Genomic DNA, 19,366 nt, shown 5'->3' with positions numbered 1-19,366 from the left:
TGCGCAAGGTCGCCGCGCCTGCCGCCGGTGGCGAAGGCAAAGGAGAATAAGCATGCTGCAACCTAATCGTCGCAAGTACCGCAAGGAGCAGAAGGGCCGCAACACTGGCGTCGCCACCCGCGGTGCCAACGTGTCCTTCGGTGACTTCGGTCTGAAGGCGACCGAGCGTGGCCGTCTGACGGCCCGCCAGATCGAAGCGGCTCGCCGTGCCATTTCGCGCCACATCAAGCGCGGTGGCCGGATCTTCATCCGCATCTTCCCGGACAAGCCGATCTCGCAAAAGCCCGCCGAAGTCCGGATGGGTAACGGCAAGGGCAACCCGGAGTACTACGTGGCTGAAATCCAGCCCGGCAAGGTGCTCTACGAGATCAACGGCGTGCCTGAAGCGCTGGCTCGCGAAGCGTTCACGCTGGCTGCTGCAAAGCTGCCGCTGCGTTGCACCTTCGTCGCCCGCATGCTCGGCGCCTGAGAGGAAAGTTCATCATGAATGCATCTGAACTGCGAGCCAAGGACGTGGCTGCGCTCGAGAAGGAGGTCGCTGACCTCCTGCGTGCGCACTTCAACCTGCGCATGCAAAAGGGCACCCAGCAGCTGACCAACCACACGCTGTTGGGCGAGGCCCGTCGCGACATCGCTCGTGCCAAGACCGTCCTGGCCGAAAAGAAGAAGGGAGCGACGAAATGACGCAAGCTCAAGAAGTCGCCGTGGCGACGACTGACAAGACCACCAACACCCGTACCCTGGTGGGCCGTGTGGTCAGCGACAAGCGCGCCAAGACCATCACGGTCCTGGTCGAGCGTCGCGTCAAGCATGAGCTCTACGGCAAGATCGTGGCCCGCTCGCGCAAGTACCACGCCCATGACGAAAAGGGCGAGTACCACATGGGCGACATGGTCGAGATCGCGGAAACGCGTCCGATGTCCAAGACCAAGAACTGGGTCGTGACCCGCTTGATCGAGAAGGCCCGCCTGGTCTGATCGTGTGAGCTGATCGCACGCTGAGTTCGAGGGGTGCAAGCCCCTTGCATCTCGCATTGCGGCCGGATGCTGGAATACTCCAGCGTCCGGCCGTTTTTCATTGGGCGGCCGCCGTCTCTACCTCATCCCGCAAGGACAAGCATCATGTTGAAAGTTGGAGATCGCCTGCCGGCGACCAAGCTGCAGGAATTCTTCGAAGTCGAAGGCGAGGGCTGCAGCCTGGGCCCGAACACCTTCGAGGTTGCGCAATTGGCTGCGGGCAAGACCCTGGCCATCTTTGCGCTGCCCGGCGCCTTCACGCCGACCTGCTCGGCCCAGCACGTTCCCGGCTATGTGGCGAACGCAGAGGCGCTGCACGCTGCTGGCGTCGACGAGATCTGGTGCGTGTCGGTCAACGACGCGTTTGTCATGGGCGCCTGGGCGCGCGACCAGCACACAGCTGGCAAGCTGCGCATGATGGCCGACGGCTCGGCCGACTTCGCCCGCGCGACCGGGCTGACGCTGGACCTGACCGCGCGCGGCATGGGGGTGCGCTCGCAGCGCTACTCGATGCTGGTCGTCGACGGTGTGGTCAGGACGCTGAACGTCGAGGCGCCAGGCAAGTTCGAGCTCAGCGATGCCCAGACACTGCTGGCACAGGCAAAGGCGCTCTGACCTGCTCAAGGCTTTGGGGCGCGGACGCGCAGCCCCAGGGTCTTTCTGAAGCGGGGGTGTTGACACCCGCGTTTCACCTCGTGCATAATTGAAAGCTTCGCCGGTCTAGGGCCCGCTCGTACGCCAACGCAAACACCGTTGGCCACTCGTGGCGAGACCCGGGCCGGTTTCAGCCCAAGCTGCTTGATGCAAGGCGCGCGCGTTCCAGCGTTCGCTGAGTTTCAAACAAGACGGGACCAATACTGACCGTTCATGTATCGCCAAGGGGGTGATGCGGGCCGGGAGCAAGTTGGGGAATCGACATGATCCAAATGCAATCGCGGCTTGACGTCGCGGACAACACGGGCGCCAAGTCCGTCATGTGCATCAAGGTGCTGGGCGGCTCCAAGCGTCGCTATGCCGGTATCGGCGACATCATCAAGGTGAGCATCAAAGAAGCCGCGCCGCGTGGCCGCGTCAAAAAGGGCGAGGTCTACAGCGCTGTGGTCGTGCGCACCGCCAAGGGCGTGCGTCGCCAGGACGGCTCGCTGGTCAAGTTCGACGGCAATGCCGCCGTGCTGCTCAATGCCAAGCTGGAGCCGATCGGCACCCGCATCTTCGGCCCGGTGACGCGCGAACTGCGCACCGAGCGCTTCATGAAGATTGTGTCGCTGGCGCCTGAGGTGCTCTGAGCATCTCGCCAAGACTGAAGGAATCGCGATGAACAAGATTCGCAAAGGCGACCAGGTCGTGGTCTTGACCGGCCGTGACAAAGGCAAGCGTGGCACCGTGTCGCTGCGCGTCGACGAGGACCGTGTGGTCGTCGAAGGCGTCAACATGGTCAAGAAGCACGCCAAGCCGAACCCGATGAAGGGCACGACTGGCGGCGTGATCGACAAGACCATGCCGATCCACCAATCCAACATTGCCATCTGGAATGCGGCTGCCGGCAAGGCTGACCGCGTGGGCATCAAGACCCTCGCCGATGGCAAGCGGGTCCGCGTGTTCAAGTCCAGCGGCGAAGAGATCAAGGCTTAAGGCGGGTATCCAGCATGAGTCAAACGCAACAAGCGGCGATCGTCGCCCGGCTGCAGGCCTTCTACCAAGAGAAGGTCGTGCCCGACATGATGGCCAAGTTCGGCTACAAGTCGGTGATGGAAGTGCCGCGCCTGACCAAGATCACCCTGAACATGGGTGTGAGCGAGGCCGTGGCCGACAAGAAGGTCATGGACCACGCCGTCGGCGACCTGACCAAGATCGCAGGCCAGAAGCCTGTGGTCACGAAGTCGAAGAAGGCCATCGCGGGCTTCAAGATCCGTGAGCAGGTGCCCATCGGCTGCATGGTCACGCTCCGTGGCGCGCGGATGTTCGAGTTCCTGGACCGTTTCGTCACCGTGGCCCTGCCGCGTGTGCGTGACTTCCGTGGCATCTCCGGCCGTTCGTTCGATGGCCGCGGCAACTACAACATCGGCGTCAAGGAACAGATCATCTTCCCGGAAATCGAGTACGACAAGATCGACGCGATCCGCGGGATGAACATTTCCTTCACGACCAGCGCGAAGACCGACGATGAGTGCAAGGCACTGCTCGCCGCGTTCCGCTTCCCGTTCAAGAACTGAGGTGACCCGTGGCTAAAACTTCCCTCAAGCAGCGTGAAGACAAGCGTGAAAAGCTGGTCGCCAAGTACGCGAAGAAGTACGCCGAGCTGAAGGCCATCATCGACAACGCAAAGAAGTCGGAAGAAGAGCGTTACGCCGCACGTCTGGAACTGCAGCAGTTCCCGCGCAACGCCTACCCGACCCGCCTGCGCAATCGTTGCGAACTCACGGGTCGTCCCCGTGGCACGTTCCGCACCTTCGGCCTGGCCCGTAGCAAGATCCGCGAGCTCGCCTTCAAGGGCGACATTCCTGGCGTGATCAAGGCCAGCTGGTAATCAAGGCGAACTGGAGAATACAGCTATGAGCATGAGTGATCCTATCGCCGACATGCTGACCCGCATCCGCAATGCGCAGGCCGTTGAGAAGACGTCGGTTGTCATGCCGGCTTCCAAGCTCAAGGTTGCGATCGCGCAGGTGCTGAAGGACGAGGGCTATATCGATGCCTTCGCCCTGAAGGGTGAGACCGGCAAGAGCGAACTTGAAATCTCGTTGAAGTACTACGCTGGCCGTCCGGTCATCGAGCGCATCGAACGAGTCAGCCGTCCTGGCCTGCGGATCTACCGCGGCCGTGACGCCATTCCGCAGGTCATGAACGGCCTGGGTGTTGCCATCGTGACCACGCCCCAGGGCGTGATGACCGACCGCAAAGCGCGCGCAGCCGGTGTCGGCGGCGAAGTGCTCTGCTACGTGGCCTAAAGGGAAGGAGTCGAGCAATGTCCCGCGTTGGAAAAATGCCGATCACCGTCCCGCAAGGCGTGGACGTCAAGATCGTGGACGACCAGATCACCGTCAAGGGTGCCAATGGCACCCTGGTGCGGCCGGCGCATGCGCTGGTCAAGGTCGAGAGCGAAGCTGGTGTGCTGAAGGTCAGCCCAACCGACGAGTCTGCTGAAGCCGATGCCATGAGCGGCACCGTGCGTGCGCTGCTGGCCAACATGGTCAACGGCGTCAGCAAGGGCTTCGAGAAGAAGCTCACGCTGGTTGGCGTGGGCTTCCGTGCCCAGGCCCAAGGCCAGAAGCTGAATCTGCAGATCGGGTTCTCGCACCCCGTGGTCAAGGACATGCCTGCCGGCATCACCGTGACCACCGCGACCCCGACCGAGATCCTGATCAAGGGCGCCGACCGCCAGGTCGTCGGTCAGCTCGCCGCTGAAGTCCGTGCCTTCCGGCCGCCGGAGCCCTACAAGGGCAAGGGCATCCGCTACGCCGACGAGCGCGTGGTCCTCAAAGAGACCAAGAAGAAGTAAGGAGCGACACCATGCTGACCAAAAAAGAACAGCGTCTGCGTCGCTCGCGTCAAACGCGCGAGCGCATCGCCAAGCAAGGCGTCGCGCGCCTGACCGTCTTCCGCACCAACCTGCACATCTACGCCAGCGTCATTTCCGACGACGGCACCAAGGTGCTGGCTTCTGCGTCCACCGTCGAAAAGGACCTGCGGGCCGAACTGTCTGGCAATGGTGGCAATGCCGCTGCTGCCGCGCTGGTTGGCAAGCGCGTCGCCGAGAAGGCCAAGGCCGCCGGCGTCGAGAAGGTTGCCTTCGACCGCGCAGGTTTCGCATACCACGGCCGCGTCAAGGCGCTGGCCGAGGCAGCTCGCGAAGCCGGCCTGCAGTTCTGATCGCAAAGGAATACAGAAATGGCAAAGTTTCAACCCCGCGCGCAGACCGAAGGCAATGACGACGGCCTGAAGGAAAAGATGATCGCGGTGAACCGCGTCACGAAGGTGGTCAAGGGTGGTCGCACCCTCAGTTTCGCGGCGCTGACCGTGGTCGGCGACGGCGATGGCCGCGTTGGCATGGGCAAGGGCAAGGCCAAGGAAGTGCCGGTTTCGGTGCAGAAGGCCATGGAATCTGCTCGCCGCGGCATGATCAAGGTTGCACTGAAGAACGGCACGATCTTCCACAAGGTCGAAGGTGCACACGGCGCAGCCCGCGTGATGATGATGCCGGCACCCGCCGGTACCGGCATCATTGCTGGTGGCCCGATGCGCGCCGTTTTCGAAGTGCTGGGCATCACCGACATCGTCGCGAAGAGCCATGGCACCTCGAACGCCTACAACATGGTCCGTGCCACGCTGGACGCGCTGAAGCGCTCGACCACGCCGGCATCGATCGCTGCCAAGCGCGGCAAGACAGTTGAAGAAATCTTCAACTGAACCGCCGAGGAGAACTTCAATGACTGAAGCCAAAAAGACCCTCACGGTCAAGCTGGTGCGCAGCCCGATCGGTTGCAAGCAATCGCACCGTGACACGGTGCGTGGCCTGGGCCTGCGTCGCGTGAACAGCCAGAGCGTGCTGGAGGACACTCCTTCGGTGCGCGGCATGATCAACAAAATCGCCTACCTGGTCCTGGTGCTCTAAGCGCCCGCCACGAGGAAAAGCAACATGCAACTCAATTCCATCAAGCCCGCTGGCGGTGCCAAGCATGCCAAGCGCCGCGTTGGCCGTGGCATCGGTTCCGGTCTGGGCAAGACCGCTGGTCGCGGTCACAAGGGTCAGAAGTCGCGTGCCGGCGGCTACCACAAGGTTGGCTTCGAAGGCGGCCAGATGCCGCTGCAGCGTCGCTTGCCCAAGCGTGGTTTCAAGTCGGCCCTGCTGAAGTACAACGCTGAAATCACCCTGGGTGAACTGCAAGCGCTGGACCTTGCTGAAGTTGACCTGCTGGCACTCAAGCAGCGCGGCATGGTGGCCCAGATCGTGAAGAACGTGAAGGTCATCAAGTCGGGCGAGCTGAGCAAGAAGGTGGTCCTGAAGGGCATCGGCGCTACCGCCGGCGCCAAGGCCATCATCGAAGCCGCCGGCGGCGAGCTGGCCTGAAGTCTGACGGCAGATTAGGACACCCACGCCCGTGGCAACCTCACCGAATCAGCTGGCCAAGAATGGCAAGTTTGGCGACCTGCGTCGTCGACTGGTCTTCCTGCTGCTGGCGCTGGTCGTCTATCGCATTGGTGCGCACATTCCCGTGCCAGGCATCAACCCGCAGCAACTGCAGGCCTTGTTCCAGGGTCAGCAGGGCGGCATCCTGAACCTGTTCAACATGTTCTCGGGTGGCGCGCTGTCGCGGTTCACGGTGTTCGCGCTGGGCATCACGCCGTACATCTCGGCCTCGATCATCATGCAGCTCATGAGCTACGTGGTGCCGAGCCTGGAGGCGCTGAAGAAGGAAGGTGAATCGGGTCGTCGCAAGATCACCCAGTACACGCGCTACGGCACCCTGGTGCTGGCGATCTTCCAGTCCCTGGGCATTGCCCTTGCGCTGGAAGGCTCGCAAGGCCTGGTGCTGGATCCTGGCTTCGGCTTCCGCATCACCACCGTGTTCAGCCTGGTGGCCGGCACGATGTTCGTGATGTGGCTGGGCGAGCAGATCACCGAGCGTGGCCTGGGCAACGGGATCTCGATCCTGATCTTCGGCGGCATTGCTGCCGGCCTGCCCAATGCGATTGGTGGCCTGTTCGAACTGGTTCGCACCGGATCGATGAGCATCATTGCCTGCCTGTTCATCATTGCCATCGTCATTGCCGTGACGTTCGCCGTGGTGTTCGTGGAACGGGGCCAGCGCAAGATCCTGGTGAACTACGCCAAGCGTCAGGTCGGCAACAAGGTCTACGGCGGCCAGTCGTCACACCTGCCCTTGAAGCTGAACATGTCGGGCGTGATTCCGCCGATCTTTGCGTCGTCCATCATCCTGCTGCCGGCAACGGTGGTGGGCTGGTTTGCCACCGGCGAAGGCGTGCGCTGGCTGAAGGACATCTCGTCGGCGCTGTCACCGGGTCAACCGATCTATGTGATGCTGTTCGCCGCGATGATCGTGTTCTTCTGCTTCTTCTACACGGCACTGGTGTTCAACAGCCGCGAGACTGCTGACAACCTGAAGAAGAGCGGCGCGTTCATCCCTGGCATTCGCCCGGGTGAGCAGACCGCGAAGCACATCGACAAGATCCTCGCCAGGTTGACGCTGGCTGGCGCGATCTACATCACGCTGGTCTGCCTGCTGCCTGAGTTCCTGGTCCTGAAGTACAACGTTCCGTTCTACTTCGGTGGCACGTCCCTGTTGATCATCGTTGTCGTGACGATGGACTTCTGGGCCCAGGTGCAGTCGTATGTGATGAGCCAGCAGTATGAATCGCTGCTGAAGAAGGCGAACTTCAAGTCGAGCTGAGCTCGTCCTGAACTGGGTGCCGGGTACGAATTGAGTCGCGCTCATTTCGTGTTGAAACTGAAATGAGCGTTTGAGAAGGTCAAGGAGAAGATCATGAAAGTCGCAGCATCAGTCAAGAAGATGTGCCGCAATTGCAAGATCATCCGCCGCAATGGCGTGGTTCGCGTGATCTGCACCGACCCCCGCCACAAGCAGCGGCAAGGTTGAGTCGCGAGCGCTGACACGAAGCTAAGGAAGCACAATGGCACGTATTGCTGGTATCAACATTCCGCCGCAGAAGCACGCGGAAATCGGCCTGACCTACATCTACGGCATCGGCCGTACGACGGCGCAGAAGATCTGCGAAGCGGTCGGCATTCCCCTGTCCAAGAAGATCAAGGACCTGACCGATGGCGACCTGGAGAAGATCCGGGAAGAAGTCGGCAAGCTGACGATCGAGGGCGACCTGCGTCGCGAAACCTCGATCAACATCAAGCGCCTGATGGACCTGGGCTGCTACCGCGGTTTCCGCCATCGTCGCGGCCTGCCGATGCGCGGTCAGCGCACCCGCACCAACGCCCGCACCCGCAAGGGCCCGCGCAAGGGTGCCGCAGCGCTGAAGAAGTAAGCGCCGTCCGAAACATCTGAAGAGTACAAGACATGGCCAAGTCCCCTGCCAGCACCGCCGCTCGGCGCGTGAGCAAGAAGATCCGCAAGAACATCGCGGACGGCATTGCGCACGTGCACGCGTCGTTCAACAACACCATCATCACCATCACCGACCGTCAAGGCGGCGCGCTGTCGTGGGCGTCGTCAGGTGGCCAGGGCTTCAAGGGCTCGCGCAAGTCGACGCCGTTCGCTGCCCAGGTCGCTGCTGAAACGGCCGGCCGTGCTGCCCAGGAACAGGGCATCAAGAACCTGGACGTGCGGATCAAGGGCCCTGGCCCCGGCCGTGAATCGTCGGTTCGTGCGCTGGCTTCGCTGGGCATCCGGATCAACTCGATCTCGGACATCACCCCGATTCCGCACAACGGCTGCCGCCCGCAAAAGCGTCGCCGCATCTGAGTTGGCGCAGGGCGTCATGCCCTGCTACAATCGAGAGTTTCCCGAACGCCGGTGCGCGGAATGCTGAAAAGCCTTTCGCTCGCTGGCCGTTTGGGTTCCAGGGGTCTGCTTCGCGAATTGGATGGGTCTGCAGGTTTTGCAAGATCTGCCAGCGAGCGCGCAGGCACCGTAAGCCCACCGTCTGAGCGAATTCAAAGAATACCCGCCAGACTCGCGCGAGCCACGGTTTTTCGGCCGCATTCCGTCAGGAGTGTCACGCCGCAGGCCACGGGCGTCGCGTCAGACAACGACTGAAGGACACAAACGTGGCACGTTACCTCGGCCCCAAGGCGAAACTGTCTCGCCGCGAAGGCACCGACCTTTTCCTGAAGAGCGCTCGCCGCGCCATCAGCGACAAGGCCAAGTTCGACACCAAGCCCGGCCAGCACGGCCGTACCTCGGGTCAGCGCACCTCGGACTTCGGTCTGCAACTGCGTGAAAAGCAGAAGGTCAAGCGCATGTATGGCGTGCTGGAGCGTCAGTTCCGCCGCTACTTCGCTGAAGCCGACCGCCGCAAGGGCAGCACCGGTGCGAACCTGCTGACCATCCTGGAATCCCGCCTGGACAATGTGGTGTACCGCATGGGCTTCGGTTCGACCCGTGCTGAAGCGCGCCAACTGGTGTCGCACAAGGCGCTGACGGTCAACGGCATTGTCGTGAACATTCCGTCGTACCAGGTCAAGGCCGGCGACGTGGTGGCCATTCGCGAAAAGTCGAAGAAACAACTGCGTGTCACCGACTCGCTGAAGCTGGCCGAGTCGATCGGCCTGCCGGCATGGGTTGCGGTGGATGCCACCAAGCTCGAAGGCACCTTCAAGAAGGCGCCTGACCGCGACGAATTCGGCGCCGAGATCAACGAATCGTTGATCGTCGAACTGTATTCGCGCTGATCTGATTTCTTGCGCGCACGGCCCTGCCGGCGCGCAGCAGTCACCCCGCTGCGGCAAGCCGGTTCCGCTGCGGGTTTTTCGCTTTCCGGCGTGGTCCGTCAGCCTTATCGGTGTAACGAGCCGAGGGTATTGAGAGGAACTGGACTTACATGCAAACCAATCTGCTGAAACCCAAAGCCATCGTTGCGGAGCCGCTGGGCGGCCACCGCGCCAAAGTCACGCTCGAGCCGTTTGAGCGTGGTTATGGTCACACGCTCGGCAACGCGCTGCGTCGCGTGCTGCTGTCGTCGATGGTGGGTTACGCACCGACCGAGGTCACGATCGCTGGCGTGCTTCATGAGTACTCCACGGTCGATGGCGTCGCGGAAGATGTGGTGCACATCATGCTGAACCTCAAAGGCGTGGTGTTCCGTCTGCACAACCGTGACGAAGTGACCCTTGTCCTGCGCAAGGAAGGTGAAGGCCCCGTCACCGCGGCCGACATCCAGACCCCGCACGACGTCGAGATCGTCAACCCTGAGCACGTCATTGCCCACCTGGCCCACGGTGGCAAGCTGGACATGCAGATCAAGGTCGAGAAGGGCCGCGGCTATGTGCCCGGCAACATGCGCCGCTACGGCGATGAGCCGACGAAGTCGATCGGCCGCATCGTGCTGGACGCATCGTTCTCGCCGGTCCGGCGCGTCAGCTACGCGGTCGAAAACGCCCGCGTCGAGCAGCGCACCGACCTGGACAAGCTGGTGATGGAGATTGAGACCAACGGCGCCATCTCGCCCGAGGAAGCGATCCGAGCATCGGCCAAGATCCTGGTTGAGCAACTGGCCGTGTTCGCACAGCTGGACGCCGGCGAGATCGCCACCTTCGGCGAACAAGCGGCGAAGAGCTCGGCGGTGTTCGATCCGATCCTGCTGCGCCCGGTCGACGAGCTCGAACTGACTGTGCGTTCGGCCAACTGCCTGAAGGCCGAGAACATCTACTACATCGGCGACCTGATCCAGCGCACCGAAACCGAGCTGCTGAAGACGCCGAACCTGGGCCGCAAGTCCTTGAACGAAATCAAGGAAGTGCTGGCTTCGCGTGGCCTGACTCTGGGCGCCCGCCTGGAAAACTGGCCGCCCCAGGGCCTGGATAAGCGCTGATATTTTGAAGAATGGTGAGGTCATGATGCCCTCACCGGTGCCCCCGGCAGTACCTGATCCGGCTGCTGGCAATACTCTAGGAAAGGAAAAGCACCATGCGTCACCGTAACGGTCTCCGTAAACTCAACCGCACCAGCGAACACCGTGCAGCCATGCTGCGCAACATGTGCGTCTCGCTGCTGGAACACGAAGCGATCAAGACCACCGTGCCCAAGGCCAAGGAACTGCGTCGCGTCGTCGAGCCGCTGATCACGCTGGCCAAGGAAGCCACCGTGGCCAATCGCCGCCTGGCCTTCGCCCGCCTGCGCGACCGTGACATCGTCACCAAGCTGTTCAACGAGCTGGGCCCGCGTTACCAGACCCGTCCGGGCGGCTACACCCGCATCCTGAAGATGGGCTTCCGCGTTGGCGACAACGCGCCGATGGCCTATGTCGAGCTGGTCGACCGCCCCGACGCGCAAGCCGAAACGGCCGAAGCCGCGGCGTAAGCCATTCAGCGACGCGGCGGTTCACATCGCCCAGTCCTGAGAACAAGGGCCAGCATCTGCTGGCCTTTTTTCATGGCGCGGTCGCAAGGTGGATCTACCCTGCAACCGTGCCGATACCGCGCGGTGCGGCTGCAGGCGGATGCCACAAGCACCTGTCTGCACCTCGCTTCGTCGAAGCCCTCACACTTCGCCCATGATGTCGTCTTCGTTGCTTTTGCCCTCCCGTGCCGCACGCCCCGTGCCGCGCCGGTTGAACCTCTCCGTGCTGCCCTGGCTGGCGCTGTGCTTCGCACTGCTGCTGGTCAGCCTGATGCGCCCCGCCCACGCCGAACAGGAGTTCCTGGACCCGGCGCAGGCCTTTGTCGTCTCGGCGCAGGCAGCGGACGATCGCAGCGTCGGCCTGCTGTTCAAAGTGGCCTCCGGCTACTACCTGTACCGCGAGCACTTCCAGTTCGAGGCCGACGGCGCCACGCTGGGCGAGGCAGACCTGCCCAAGGGCAAGGTCAAGTTCGACCAGACTTTCCAGAAGAACGTCGAAACCTACCACGGTGACCTTTCGGTCAAGCTGCCGGTCAAGCAAGCCAGTGGCCCGTTCACGCTGCGCGTGGTCTACCAGGGTTGCGCTGAAGCCGGCCTTTGCTACCCGCCGCAAACCTTGACGCTGAAAGTCGCGCTGAAAGGCTTTGGTGGCGATGGCAGCGTGCAGGTCGTGCCGGATGTGGACGCCGTGCCGGATGCTGCCGGTGCCAACAGCTCCGCAGCACCTGACGCGAAGAAGGGCATCGACCTGCAGGCTGCGGCGACCGCAACGCCGGGTGCCGCGCCGGCAACATCGGCCGCGCTTGTGACTGCCGCCGCCGCGCCCGTCAGCGAAGGCAACCGCGTCCAGGCGCTGCTGCAAGGCGGCTCGCTCTGGGCCGTCTGGGGCGCCTTCTGGTTGATGGGTCTGCTGCTCGCCTTCACGCCTTGCGTGCTGCCGATGCTGCCCATCCTGTCGTCCATCATCGCCGGCGGTGGCGCGACCTCGCGGGCACGCGGCTTCGGCTTGGCGCTGGCCTATTCGCTGGGCATGGCGATGATCTACACCGCGCTGGGCGTGGCGGCGGGTTTGGCCGGCGAGGGCCTGGCCGCGGCGCTGCAAAAGCCGTGGGTGCTGGTTCTGTTCGGCTTGCTGCTGGCTGGTTTCTCGCTGTCGATGTTCGACGTGTACGAACTGCGCCTGCCCGGCGGCCTGGCTGGCAAGCTGGACGGCGCGTCGCGCAGCCTGCCGGGTGGCAAGCTGTTCGGCGTATTCCTGATGGGCGGCCTGTCGGCGCTGATCGTCAGCCCCTGCGTCACCGCGCCGCTGGCCGGCACGCTGCTGTTCCTGAGCCAGACGCACGACGTGCTGCTTGCCGGCTCGGCGCTGTTCGCGCTGGCGGTGGGCATGAGCACGCCGCTGCTGGTCCTCGGCGCTTCCGCCGGTGCTTGGCTGCCGCGCTCGGGTAGCTGGATGAACGTGGTCAAGCACTTCTTTGGTCTGCTGCTGCTGGCCGTGGCGCTGTGGATCGTGCAGCCGGTGCTGCCGCCGACGCTGGTGCTGGTGGGCTGGGCGGCCTTGTTGCTGGTTACAGGCTTCATGCTGCGGCCGTTCGACGCTAGTCCGCACAGCGCCGCGCCACGTGTCTGGCTGCAGCGCGCCGCGGGTGCGGCTGCGCTGGTCTACGGCGTGCTGCTGTTGATCGGCGCGGCCTCCGGCGGGCGCGATGCGTTGCAGCCGCTGGCCCACATCGTTTCAGGACGAGCAGCTGGCGCGGCTGAGCAGCCCGCCGAGGCGGGTCTGCCGTTCCAGCCCGTTCGCAGCGTGGCCGAGCTTGATCAGGCGTTGAAGACGGCTGGCCGCCCAGTGATGCTGGACTTCTATGCCGACTGGTGCGTGTCCTGCAAGGAGATGGAGCGTTTCACCTTCAGCGACGCGGCAGTGCGCGCCCGCCTCGCGGGTGCCTTGCTCCTCAAGGCTGATGTGACGGCCAACAGTGCCGACGACAAGGCGCTGCTCAAGCGCTTCCAGCTGTTCGGCCCGCCCGGCACGATCTTCTTCAACCCGCAAGGCGAGGAAATCGGCTCGGCGCGACTGGTCGGTTTCCAGTCGGCGCGGGACTTTGAGAAAACGCTGCAGGGAGCTGGACTCTGAGCCCAATTTCGTTATAGAATGCTAGCTTCAGTCGCGGGGTGGAGCAGTCTGGTAGCTCGTTGGGCTCATAACCCAAAGGTCGCAGGTTCAAATCCTGCCCCCGCAACCAAAATTTCAGGATCTTGGTTCGCTGCGCGACACGCCTTCTGGGGCTGCGCAGCAAAGCCAAATAGATCGACAGGCGCCGTTACCAGGCGGTGCTTGTGTTCAGTTCAGTCGCGGGGTGGAGCAGCCTGGTAGCTCGTTGGGCTCATAACCCAAAGGTCGCAGGTTCAAATCCTGCCCCCGCAACCACTTTTGGAGACCCGCCCATTGCCTGCAAGCGCAGGCGATCGGCGGGTTTCGCCGTTTCAGCCCACGTTCCTTCGTAGTCACGCACAATGGTGATTGGGCCAAGCAACTCGGCGATCAGTGCGCGCGTGCGTTCAAGATCATCCGAAAGTAGCACGTCGCGAAGTTGCAGCAGCATGCGGCGTTAGGTGGCGGTCACATCGCCTGCGAGCTCCACCGCGCTTGGCACCGTCTTCGCAGCCACCTCGGCGGGCAGCGCACGAAGCTAATCCTCAGCAGCCTGAACCGATGGCTCAAGGCCGGCAAGACGCCCACCGCAACTGCTGCAGCTTGTCCCCTATGCGGGCAAGTTTCGGGAGCGTCTTGTGCCAGTGACGGATACACTCCGGCCCCAATAGCGATTTTTGTGGGAAGACATGGCCTCCAGACAGTCAAGATCGACTTTGCGTCTCAGCTTGAAGCCTGATGTGGTACCGCGCTTGGCCGCGTTGGCGTCAATCTCTGACGAGGATTTTGCAGATCTTGTGCAGAGCATGGAGAAGCTCACTGCGCTCGTTTCGATCAATGAATCGATAAGCGAACTTACGTCGCGTTTGACTCAGTGCTCTGCCGACGAAGCGACTCAGATTCTCCATGCGGTGATGCCGTTGTATTTCGCCTACATATCGGACGGATACACCCCTGCAGAGGTTGTCGCCGGAGTTGAGGATGGACTGGCTTCGTACCGTGGGCGTGAGCTTCTCAAGACGAAGAAGAGTATCTCTTTGCTCAAGAGCCGGCTTTTGTCTTTGCTAGGTAATCGACGAATTGCAATGAGGGCAAAGGCAACGGGGCTCGTGTTTGAGCGCCCATTGGTTTTGCAAGAGGCTCGAATAATTTCGGATATCCGCCCGATCTTCGCCTCGGACAAGGTCTCGAACGTCGATGCCTATTCGATCATTCAGACTTTGATATTGGATTGCTTTGAAAACGGTGAAGATAAAAAATTTCACATCGCTATTGATGCGGAAGATATCGAGCAGCTTGCAGATATTCTGAATCGTGCTAGAGACAAGGAGAAGGCCTTGTCTAAGATGCTTGAGGCGACTGGGGTTACAAAAATTGAAATTAAATAAGGGGGAATATCGTGGATGACTATAGTTCTGGCGGTGCCCACGATTTCGGAATTGGCTATGTAAGCTATCGTCCCGATGTGCCAATGTTGCGCAAGCAGAAGACTTCGGCCCCCGGGGCTTCACAGTTCAAGCGGCAGAAACGTGTAGAAGTCTTCGAGGCGCCAGCGGACTCTAGGTGGGTTAGTAAGGCGATTTCGCGAAATATTGGGGTGGAGTTTCAAAAGCTAGCTGCCTCGCTGTTTGAACGCCAACAATATAGCTCTCTCTTGGCTGATCTGCATCACAGCGAGGAATACCTGAAGGTGATTTCCTTGGGCCCCAAAGTCGTGCCTCATATGCTGAGGGATTTGCAAATGAACGGCAACCCCTGGTATCTCGCTCTCAGGGTTTTGACCGGGGAGCGTGTCGGGCAAGATTTGCCAGAAGGTAATCTCCGTGAACTCGCGGCCGCCTGGATCCAATGGGGGACGAAACAGGGGATGTTGTGACTGAGAAGTACTCAAGTCCGAGTGATCTATCGAGGGTATTTCCTAATCTAAAGAAGAATAAGAAGAGTCTGGAGGTAACCAGTCCAATCGACCAATTTTATAACTGTGTCGCTTGGGCTATGGAGGATGATCAAAAGTGGTGGGAGCCTTCGCCTGTCAATTTTCCACTAACGTATTGGCCCGTTGCTCGCGAGGGTTACGCGATTGAGAAATACGAGTTGATGCTCGCTTCTCAGGGCTACGTTAAATGTAATGATGGAACGCACGTCGAGGGCAAGACCAAAGTGGTGCTGTACGTTGGAGATGGCGGTGTGTTCACTCATATCGCCCGTCAGACACTCAGCCCGAAGCCCGGTTGGAGTTCGAAGTGCGGCAAAGTCAGCGACGTATGGCATGCGAGCCCCGAGACACTCGAAGGTCCAACCTATGGCCGCGTGTGGGGCTACTTCGAGCGGTAGTTCAAGAACCTAGGGGCATGGTCGAGTCAGACGACGCACGTTAAGCGGATCAGTCTGTTGCTCAAGTTGCGTGCCCCCCGCAACCAAGGGCCTTGAAAGGGCCTGCATCGCTGATTCGATGCAGGCCTTTTTCGCTGGCTGCGCGGGTTGCCGAGAAGGCTGCCCGCAAGCGTCAAAAAGTTGGGCGGTCTCGTTAGAGGTCGCCCCTTCTTGCGTCAGGCCGCGAGGGCCAGCGCCGCTTCAGGTGCAGCGGCGTAATGCGCGTGCTGCATCGAGAACGAGGCGCGCCCTGCGGTCAGCGCTCGCAACTGGCTGATGTAGCCGAACATGGCCTGCAGCGGCGCTTGCGCCTGCACTGCTACGGCGGTCACCCCGCGTGCCTCCTGCCCCAGCACCGTGCCGCGCCGGCGGTGCAGATCACCGATCACGTCGCCCAGATGGTCCAGTGGCGTCAGCACTTCGACGGCCATCACCGGCTCCAGCAACTGCGGATCGGCCTTGGCCATCGCCTCGCGGAAGGCCGCGGCCGCCGCCAGCTCGAAGGCCAGGGCCGACGAGTCGCGCACGTGAGCGCGGCCGTCCACCAGCGTGGCGCTGAAGTCCACCACCGGCATGCCGGCGAGCACGCCTGACAGCGCCGCGCGGCGAATGCCTTGCTCAACGGCCGGGATGAACTCGCGCGGGATCGCGCCGCCCACCACCTGCTGCTCGAAGCGGAAGCCTTCGCCGCGCGCCAGCGGCACAAAGCGCAGCGTCAGCTCGGCAAACTGGCCCGGGCCGCCGCTCTGCTTGCGGTGCAGGTGATGCGCTTCCACTTCGCGCGTGATGGTCTCGCGATAGGCCACTTGCGGCCGACCAACCGAGACGTTCACGCCATGCCGGCTGCGCAGCGTTTCCACCGCCACTTCCAGCTGCAACTCGCCCATGCCGGACAGGATGGTCTGACCCGACTCGGCGTCCTGCCGCACGCGCAGACTGGGGTCCTCGCGCTGCAGGATCTGCAGTGCGCGCAGCAGGCCCTGGCTGTCGGCCTGGCATTGCGGTTCCAGTGCCAGGTCGATGACAGGCTCGGCCACGTCGATGGACTCCAGTTGCAGCGCATGTGCCCGGTCGCTCAGCGTGTGGCCGGTCAACGTGTCCTTCAGGCCCACGATGCCGGCGATGTCGCCGGCCACCAGTTCGTCCTTCTCCACGCGCTGATCGGCATGCACCTCGTACAAGCGCGAGACACGCTCGCTGCGGCCGGTGCTGCTGTTGAAGACCATGTCGCCACGCCGCAGCCGGCCGCGGTACAGCCGCACAAAGACCATCGTGCCGTGATCGTCCGTCGCCACCTTGAACGCGAGCGCTGCGAGCGGCCCTTGCGGATCGGCTTCGGGCTGTTCGGCCAGGGCTTCGCCCGGTCGCGGCAGATAGTCCACAACGGCATCCAGCAAGGGCTCGACCCCGCGGTTGCGGAAGGCCGAGCCAGCCAGCACCGGCACCAGGGCATTGCACAGCGTTGCGCGCCGCAGGCCGGCCCGAAGGTCCGCCAGCGGCAGCTCGTCGCCTTGCAGCCAGGCAGCCAGCAGCGCATCGTCATGCTCGACGATGGCTTCGATCAGCTTCGCGCGTTGGCGCGCGGCCTCCTGCAACAGATTGACCGGGATCTCGGCATCGCGCGGCGGCTGGCTTGCATCGTCGCGGTCCCACAGCAGCGCCCGCATCGTCAGCAGGTCCACCACGCCGCGGAAATCGCCTTCCGTGCCGATCGGCAACTGCAGCGGCAGCGCGCGCACGCCCAGGCGCGTGGCCATCATCTCGACCACGCGCGCAAAGTCTGCGCCGGTGCGGTCGAGCTTGTTGACAAACGCGATGCGCGGCACGCGGTACTGGTCCGCCAGGCGCCAGTTGGTCTCCGTCTGCGGCTCCACGCCGGCCACGCCGTCGAACACCACGACTGCGCCATCGAGCACGCGCAGCGAGCGCTTGACCTCGATGTTGAAGTCGATGTGGCCCGGCGTGTCGATCAGGTTGATCTGCGTGCCGTGCCAGTGCACGGTGACCGCCGCGCTGTGGATGGTGATGCCGCGCTGGCGCTCCTGCGGATCGAAGTCCATGCGCGTGTTGCCGGCGTCCACTGTGCCGATGCGGTGGTGCTCGCCGGTGTAGAACAGGATGCGTTCGGTGGTCGTGGTCTTGCCTGCGTCCACGTGGGCGATGACGCCGATGTTGCGGAGGTTCCTGAAGGTGGTGTTCATGACAATGCTTTCCGGCCCGTGCGCAATGCTGCGCGGACGGACCGCCGGGTGACTGGTGCGCCAGCCCGGCAATGAAGACATTGCCAACTGGGCTAGCGCGAGAGGAGGAAGAAGCTGCTGCAGCCGAAGCGCAGGCGCGGCGAAACGAAGCCCACGCTCCGGCGGGCGGGAATCGTCGCAATCAGCTTGTCGTAGGTGCGCATGGCAGGAGTGAGAGAAGAAAAATCAGGCCCGGAAAACAAAACAACCCGGGAGGACGGGGCCTGCCGGGTCGTGTCTTGGGCACACGGAAGGCAGGGCGCCTTCCGTACGCGATCCAGTCGCTGTCAGAGGGCGAGCAAGGCGGCAGTGGGGGCTGCCTGGATGGCGTGAGTAATCTTCATGATGGCCAGATTGTCTGCCGGCGCTGAAAGCCTTGCAAGCCGTGAGGTCGCGTTCACGCGACGTCGCCGCCTTCGGCCTGCAAGTTGTCGTGCACGCGCCGCATCAGGCTCAGCAGCTGAGCCTGCTCGGCGGCTGACAGCCCGGTCACGGCCTGGCGGCCAAGGGTGCGGCCTTGCGCATCGAGACTTTCCATCAGCGCTTCGGCGGCAGGCGTCAGGCGCAGGTGCTGGTGGCGGCGGTCCTGCGGATCGGCTTCGGCCGCCAGCAGGCCGCGGTCGCGCAGGCCCTTGATCATGCGAGCCAGCTGGGCCTTGTCGCGGCCGCTGTGCTGTGCCAGGTCGCTCTGCGTGCTGCCCGGCCGCCTGCCGAAAAAGCCCAGCACCTTGCTCTCCAGGTGGGTCAGCTTCGACAGGGCTTCGCTGTCGCGCAGCGCCTGGTACTGGGCCGAGCGCAGCTGGTGCATCACAGTGTGCACCAGCTCCATCAGCTCTTCGCCGAGAGCCTCTTTCGGGCTTGCGGTGCTCAAAGCCTTTTGGTTGACATTGTCAATTGATTTGCGCATGATGGATGACATTGTCAATCAATTCAAACCGCCTGACCATGCGCACTGATGTTGCCGATCCGAATCCATCCGCCAAGCGCGTGCAGCGTGTGCGGCATGAGCTGAAATTCCGCGAGCTGGAAGTGGTGCGTGTTTCTGACATCACGCCGCACATGCGCGCCGTGGTGTTCAAGGGGCCGCTGGAGGACTTCACCAGCCCGGCCTTCGACGACCACATCAAGCTGTTCATCGCCCAGGCCAACGGCGAAGAAGCCCGGCGCGACTACACGCCTCGCTTCGACGCCGCAAGTGGCGAGCTGACGCTGGAATTCGCGCTGCATGGCGACGGCCCAGCCGCCACCTGGGCTGAGCAGGCCGCCGTGGGCCAGCACGTGCGCATCGGCGGCCCGCGGGGCTCTTTCCTGGTGCCGGTGGACTACGCCTGGCATTTGCTGGTGGGCGACGAAACCGCGCTGCCGGCGATCTGCCGCCGCCTTGAAGAACTGCCAGCCGGCACCCGCGTGACGGTGATCGGCCAGGTGCCCGAAGCCGACCGCCGGCCGCTGAGCAGCGCGGCGCAGCTGGACGTGCAATGGGTGGACGATGCTGAGGCCTGCTTGGCTGCCATCCGCGCGTGGGCGCTGCCGGCT

General features: G+C 62.8%; 28 protein-coding genes and 2 tRNA genes. 28 read left to right on the top strand and 2 right to left on the bottom strand.

Annotation, left to right across the window (positions count from 1 at the left end):
- Positions 1-52: 52 nt before the first annotated feature.
- The 27 genes from rplP to FKP22_RS34570 all read left to right on the top strand — a co-directional run bounded on the left by rplP (position 53) and on the right by FKP22_RS34570 (position 15,551).
- A complete protein-coding gene (rplP, locus tag FKP22_RS04580; protein ID WP_141285626.1) occupies positions 53-469 on the top strand; it encodes a 50S ribosomal protein L16 in 417 nt (138 codons plus the stop codon).
- Between the two features lie 14 nt (positions 470-483).
- Positions 484-684 (top strand): 50S ribosomal protein L29, encoded by a 201-nt coding sequence (rpmC, locus tag FKP22_RS04575; RefSeq protein ID WP_141285624.1) that lies wholly within the window; start codon positions 484-486, stop codon positions 682-684.
- The gene (gene rpsQ / locus FKP22_RS04570; RefSeq protein WP_141285622.1) at positions 681-977 is read left to right on the top strand and encodes a 30S ribosomal protein S17; all 297 of its coding nucleotides are present in this window, start codon (positions 681-683) and stop codon (positions 975-977) included. Before rpmC ends, rpsQ begins: the two co-directional genes overlap by 4 nt.
- 144 nt (positions 978-1,121) lie before the next feature.
- On the top strand, positions 1,122-1,631 hold the full coding sequence (locus tag FKP22_RS04565; RefSeq protein ID WP_141285620.1) for a peroxiredoxin: 510 nt from the start codon (positions 1,122-1,124) through the stop codon (positions 1,629-1,631).
- A gap of 302 nt (positions 1,632-1,933) precedes the next feature.
- Entirely contained in the window at positions 1,934-2,302 is a 369-nt protein-coding gene (gene rplN, locus FKP22_RS04560) for a 50S ribosomal protein L14 (protein ID WP_088286487.1), read from the top strand.
- A 28-nt stretch (positions 2,303-2,330) separates the two neighbouring features.
- Entirely contained in the window at positions 2,331-2,648 is a 318-nt protein-coding gene (gene rplX / locus FKP22_RS04555; protein WP_141285618.1) for a 50S ribosomal protein L24, read from the top strand.
- A gap of 14 nt (positions 2,649-2,662) precedes the next feature.
- Positions 2,663-3,229 (top strand): 50S ribosomal protein L5, encoded by a 567-nt coding sequence (gene rplE / locus FKP22_RS04550; RefSeq protein WP_141285616.1) that lies wholly within the window; start codon positions 2,663-2,665, stop codon positions 3,227-3,229.
- 8 nt (positions 3,230-3,237) lie between these two features.
- Complete coding sequence (rpsN, locus tag FKP22_RS04545) at positions 3,238-3,543, top strand: 30S ribosomal protein S14 (protein ID WP_141285614.1); 306 nt, start codon at positions 3,238-3,240, stop codon at positions 3,541-3,543.
- Between the two features lie 25 nt (positions 3,544-3,568).
- Positions 3,569-3,964 carry a 30S ribosomal protein S8 gene (gene rpsH / locus FKP22_RS04540; protein WP_141285612.1) on the top strand — a complete coding sequence of 132 codons (396 nt, stop codon included), beginning with the start codon at positions 3,569-3,571 and terminating at the stop codon, positions 3,962-3,964.
- Positions 3,965-3,981: 17 nt separating this feature from the next.
- Complete coding sequence (rplF, locus tag FKP22_RS04535) at positions 3,982-4,515, top strand: 50S ribosomal protein L6 (RefSeq protein ID WP_141285610.1); 534 nt, start codon at positions 3,982-3,984, stop codon at positions 4,513-4,515.
- Positions 4,516-4,526: 11 nt separating this feature from the next.
- The gene (rplR, locus tag FKP22_RS04530) at positions 4,527-4,886 is read left to right on the top strand and encodes a 50S ribosomal protein L18 (RefSeq protein ID WP_141285608.1); all 360 of its coding nucleotides are present in this window, start codon (positions 4,527-4,529) and stop codon (positions 4,884-4,886) included.
- A gap of 18 nt (positions 4,887-4,904) precedes the next feature.
- Positions 4,905-5,423, top strand: a complete 519-nt coding sequence (gene rpsE, locus FKP22_RS04525; protein WP_141285606.1) for a 30S ribosomal protein S5 — start codon at positions 4,905-4,907, stop codon at positions 5,421-5,423.
- 19 nt (positions 5,424-5,442) lie between these two features.
- Complete coding sequence (gene rpmD, locus FKP22_RS04520; protein ID WP_141285604.1) at positions 5,443-5,628, top strand: 50S ribosomal protein L30; 186 nt, start codon at positions 5,443-5,445, stop codon at positions 5,626-5,628.
- Between the two features lie 24 nt (positions 5,629-5,652).
- Entirely contained in the window at positions 5,653-6,084 is a 432-nt protein-coding gene (gene rplO, locus FKP22_RS04515) for a 50S ribosomal protein L15 (protein ID WP_141285602.1), read from the top strand.
- A gap of 31 nt (positions 6,085-6,115) precedes the next feature.
- Positions 6,116-7,426, top strand: a complete 1,311-nt coding sequence (gene secY, locus FKP22_RS04510; RefSeq protein ID WP_141285600.1) for a preprotein translocase subunit SecY — start codon at positions 6,116-6,118, stop codon at positions 7,424-7,426.
- Between the two features lie 93 nt (positions 7,427-7,519).
- The gene (gene rpmJ / locus FKP22_RS04505) at positions 7,520-7,633 is read left to right on the top strand and encodes a 50S ribosomal protein L36 (protein WP_028997278.1); all 114 of its coding nucleotides are present in this window, start codon (positions 7,520-7,522) and stop codon (positions 7,631-7,633) included.
- 34 nt (positions 7,634-7,667) lie between these two features.
- A complete protein-coding gene (gene rpsM / locus FKP22_RS04500) occupies positions 7,668-8,033 on the top strand; it encodes a 30S ribosomal protein S13 (RefSeq protein WP_141285598.1) in 366 nt (121 codons plus the stop codon).
- A 32-nt stretch (positions 8,034-8,065) separates the two neighbouring features.
- Positions 8,066-8,470, top strand: a complete 405-nt coding sequence (gene rpsK / locus FKP22_RS04495) for a 30S ribosomal protein S11 (protein ID WP_141285596.1) — start codon at positions 8,066-8,068, stop codon at positions 8,468-8,470.
- 305 nt (positions 8,471-8,775) lie between these two features.
- Positions 8,776-9,399 (top strand): 30S ribosomal protein S4, encoded by a 624-nt coding sequence (rpsD, locus tag FKP22_RS04490; RefSeq protein ID WP_141285594.1) that lies wholly within the window; start codon positions 8,776-8,778, stop codon positions 9,397-9,399.
- A 149-nt stretch (positions 9,400-9,548) separates the two neighbouring features.
- Positions 9,549-10,538 carry a DNA-directed RNA polymerase subunit alpha gene (locus FKP22_RS04485; protein WP_141285592.1) on the top strand — a complete coding sequence of 330 codons (990 nt, stop codon included), beginning with the start codon at positions 9,549-9,551 and terminating at the stop codon, positions 10,536-10,538.
- 95 nt (positions 10,539-10,633) lie between these two features.
- A complete protein-coding gene (gene rplQ, locus FKP22_RS04480) occupies positions 10,634-11,026 on the top strand; it encodes a 50S ribosomal protein L17 (protein WP_141285590.1) in 393 nt (130 codons plus the stop codon).
- 193 nt (positions 11,027-11,219) lie between these two features.
- The gene (gene dsbD / locus FKP22_RS04475) at positions 11,220-13,199 is read left to right on the top strand and encodes a protein-disulfide reductase DsbD (RefSeq protein WP_231010052.1); all 1,980 of its coding nucleotides are present in this window, start codon (positions 11,220-11,222) and stop codon (positions 13,197-13,199) included.
- A 32-nt stretch (positions 13,200-13,231) separates the two neighbouring features.
- Positions 13,232-13,308 (top strand) — tRNA-Met (locus tag FKP22_RS04470).
- Positions 13,309-13,416: 108 nt separating this feature from the next.
- Positions 13,417-13,493: transfer RNA gene (locus FKP22_RS04465), tRNA-Met, on the top strand.
- Between the two features lie 452 nt (positions 13,494-13,945).
- Complete coding sequence (locus FKP22_RS04460) at positions 13,946-14,605, top strand: hypothetical protein (protein ID WP_141285588.1); 660 nt, start codon at positions 13,946-13,948, stop codon at positions 14,603-14,605.
- An 11-nt stretch (positions 14,606-14,616) separates the two neighbouring features.
- Positions 14,617-15,093: a hypothetical protein gene (locus tag FKP22_RS04455; protein ID WP_141285586.1), complete on the top strand. Its 477-nt coding sequence runs from the start codon at positions 14,617-14,619 to the stop codon at positions 15,091-15,093.
- The gene (locus FKP22_RS34570; protein ID WP_425551818.1) at positions 15,066-15,551 is read left to right on the top strand and encodes a DUF7689 domain-containing protein; all 486 of its coding nucleotides are present in this window, start codon (positions 15,066-15,068) and stop codon (positions 15,549-15,551) included. The genes FKP22_RS04455 and FKP22_RS34570 overlap by 28 nt, the downstream gene beginning before the upstream one ends.
- A gap of 215 nt (positions 15,552-15,766) precedes the next feature.
- On the opposite strand, the gene fusA is transcribed toward FKP22_RS34570, so the two are convergent.
- Both fusA and FKP22_RS04445 read right to left on the bottom strand, forming a co-directional pair.
- Complete coding sequence (gene fusA / locus FKP22_RS04450) at positions 15,767-17,791, bottom strand: elongation factor G (protein WP_141285584.1); 2,025 nt, start codon at positions 17,789-17,791, stop codon at positions 15,767-15,769.
- 436 nt (positions 17,792-18,227) lie between these two features.
- On the bottom strand, positions 18,228-18,701 hold the full coding sequence (locus FKP22_RS04445; protein ID WP_231010053.1) for a MarR family winged helix-turn-helix transcriptional regulator: 474 nt from the start codon (positions 18,699-18,701) through the stop codon (positions 18,228-18,230).
- A 74-nt stretch (positions 18,702-18,775) separates the two neighbouring features.
- On the opposite strand from FKP22_RS04445, the gene FKP22_RS04440 reads away from it, so the two are divergent.
- The coding region (locus tag FKP22_RS04440; RefSeq protein WP_141285580.1) for a siderophore-interacting protein at positions 18,776-19,366 on the top strand (591 nt) is incomplete at its 3' end.

The sequence above is a fragment of the Ideonella azotifigens genome, assembly GCF_006519715.1.
Taxonomy (GTDB): Bacteria; Pseudomonadota; Gammaproteobacteria; order Burkholderiales; family Burkholderiaceae_C; genus Ideonella; species Ideonella azotifigens.
The sequence above is the reverse complement of the archived record's forward strand: the minus strand, read 5'-3'. Positions and strand labels throughout refer to the sequence as shown.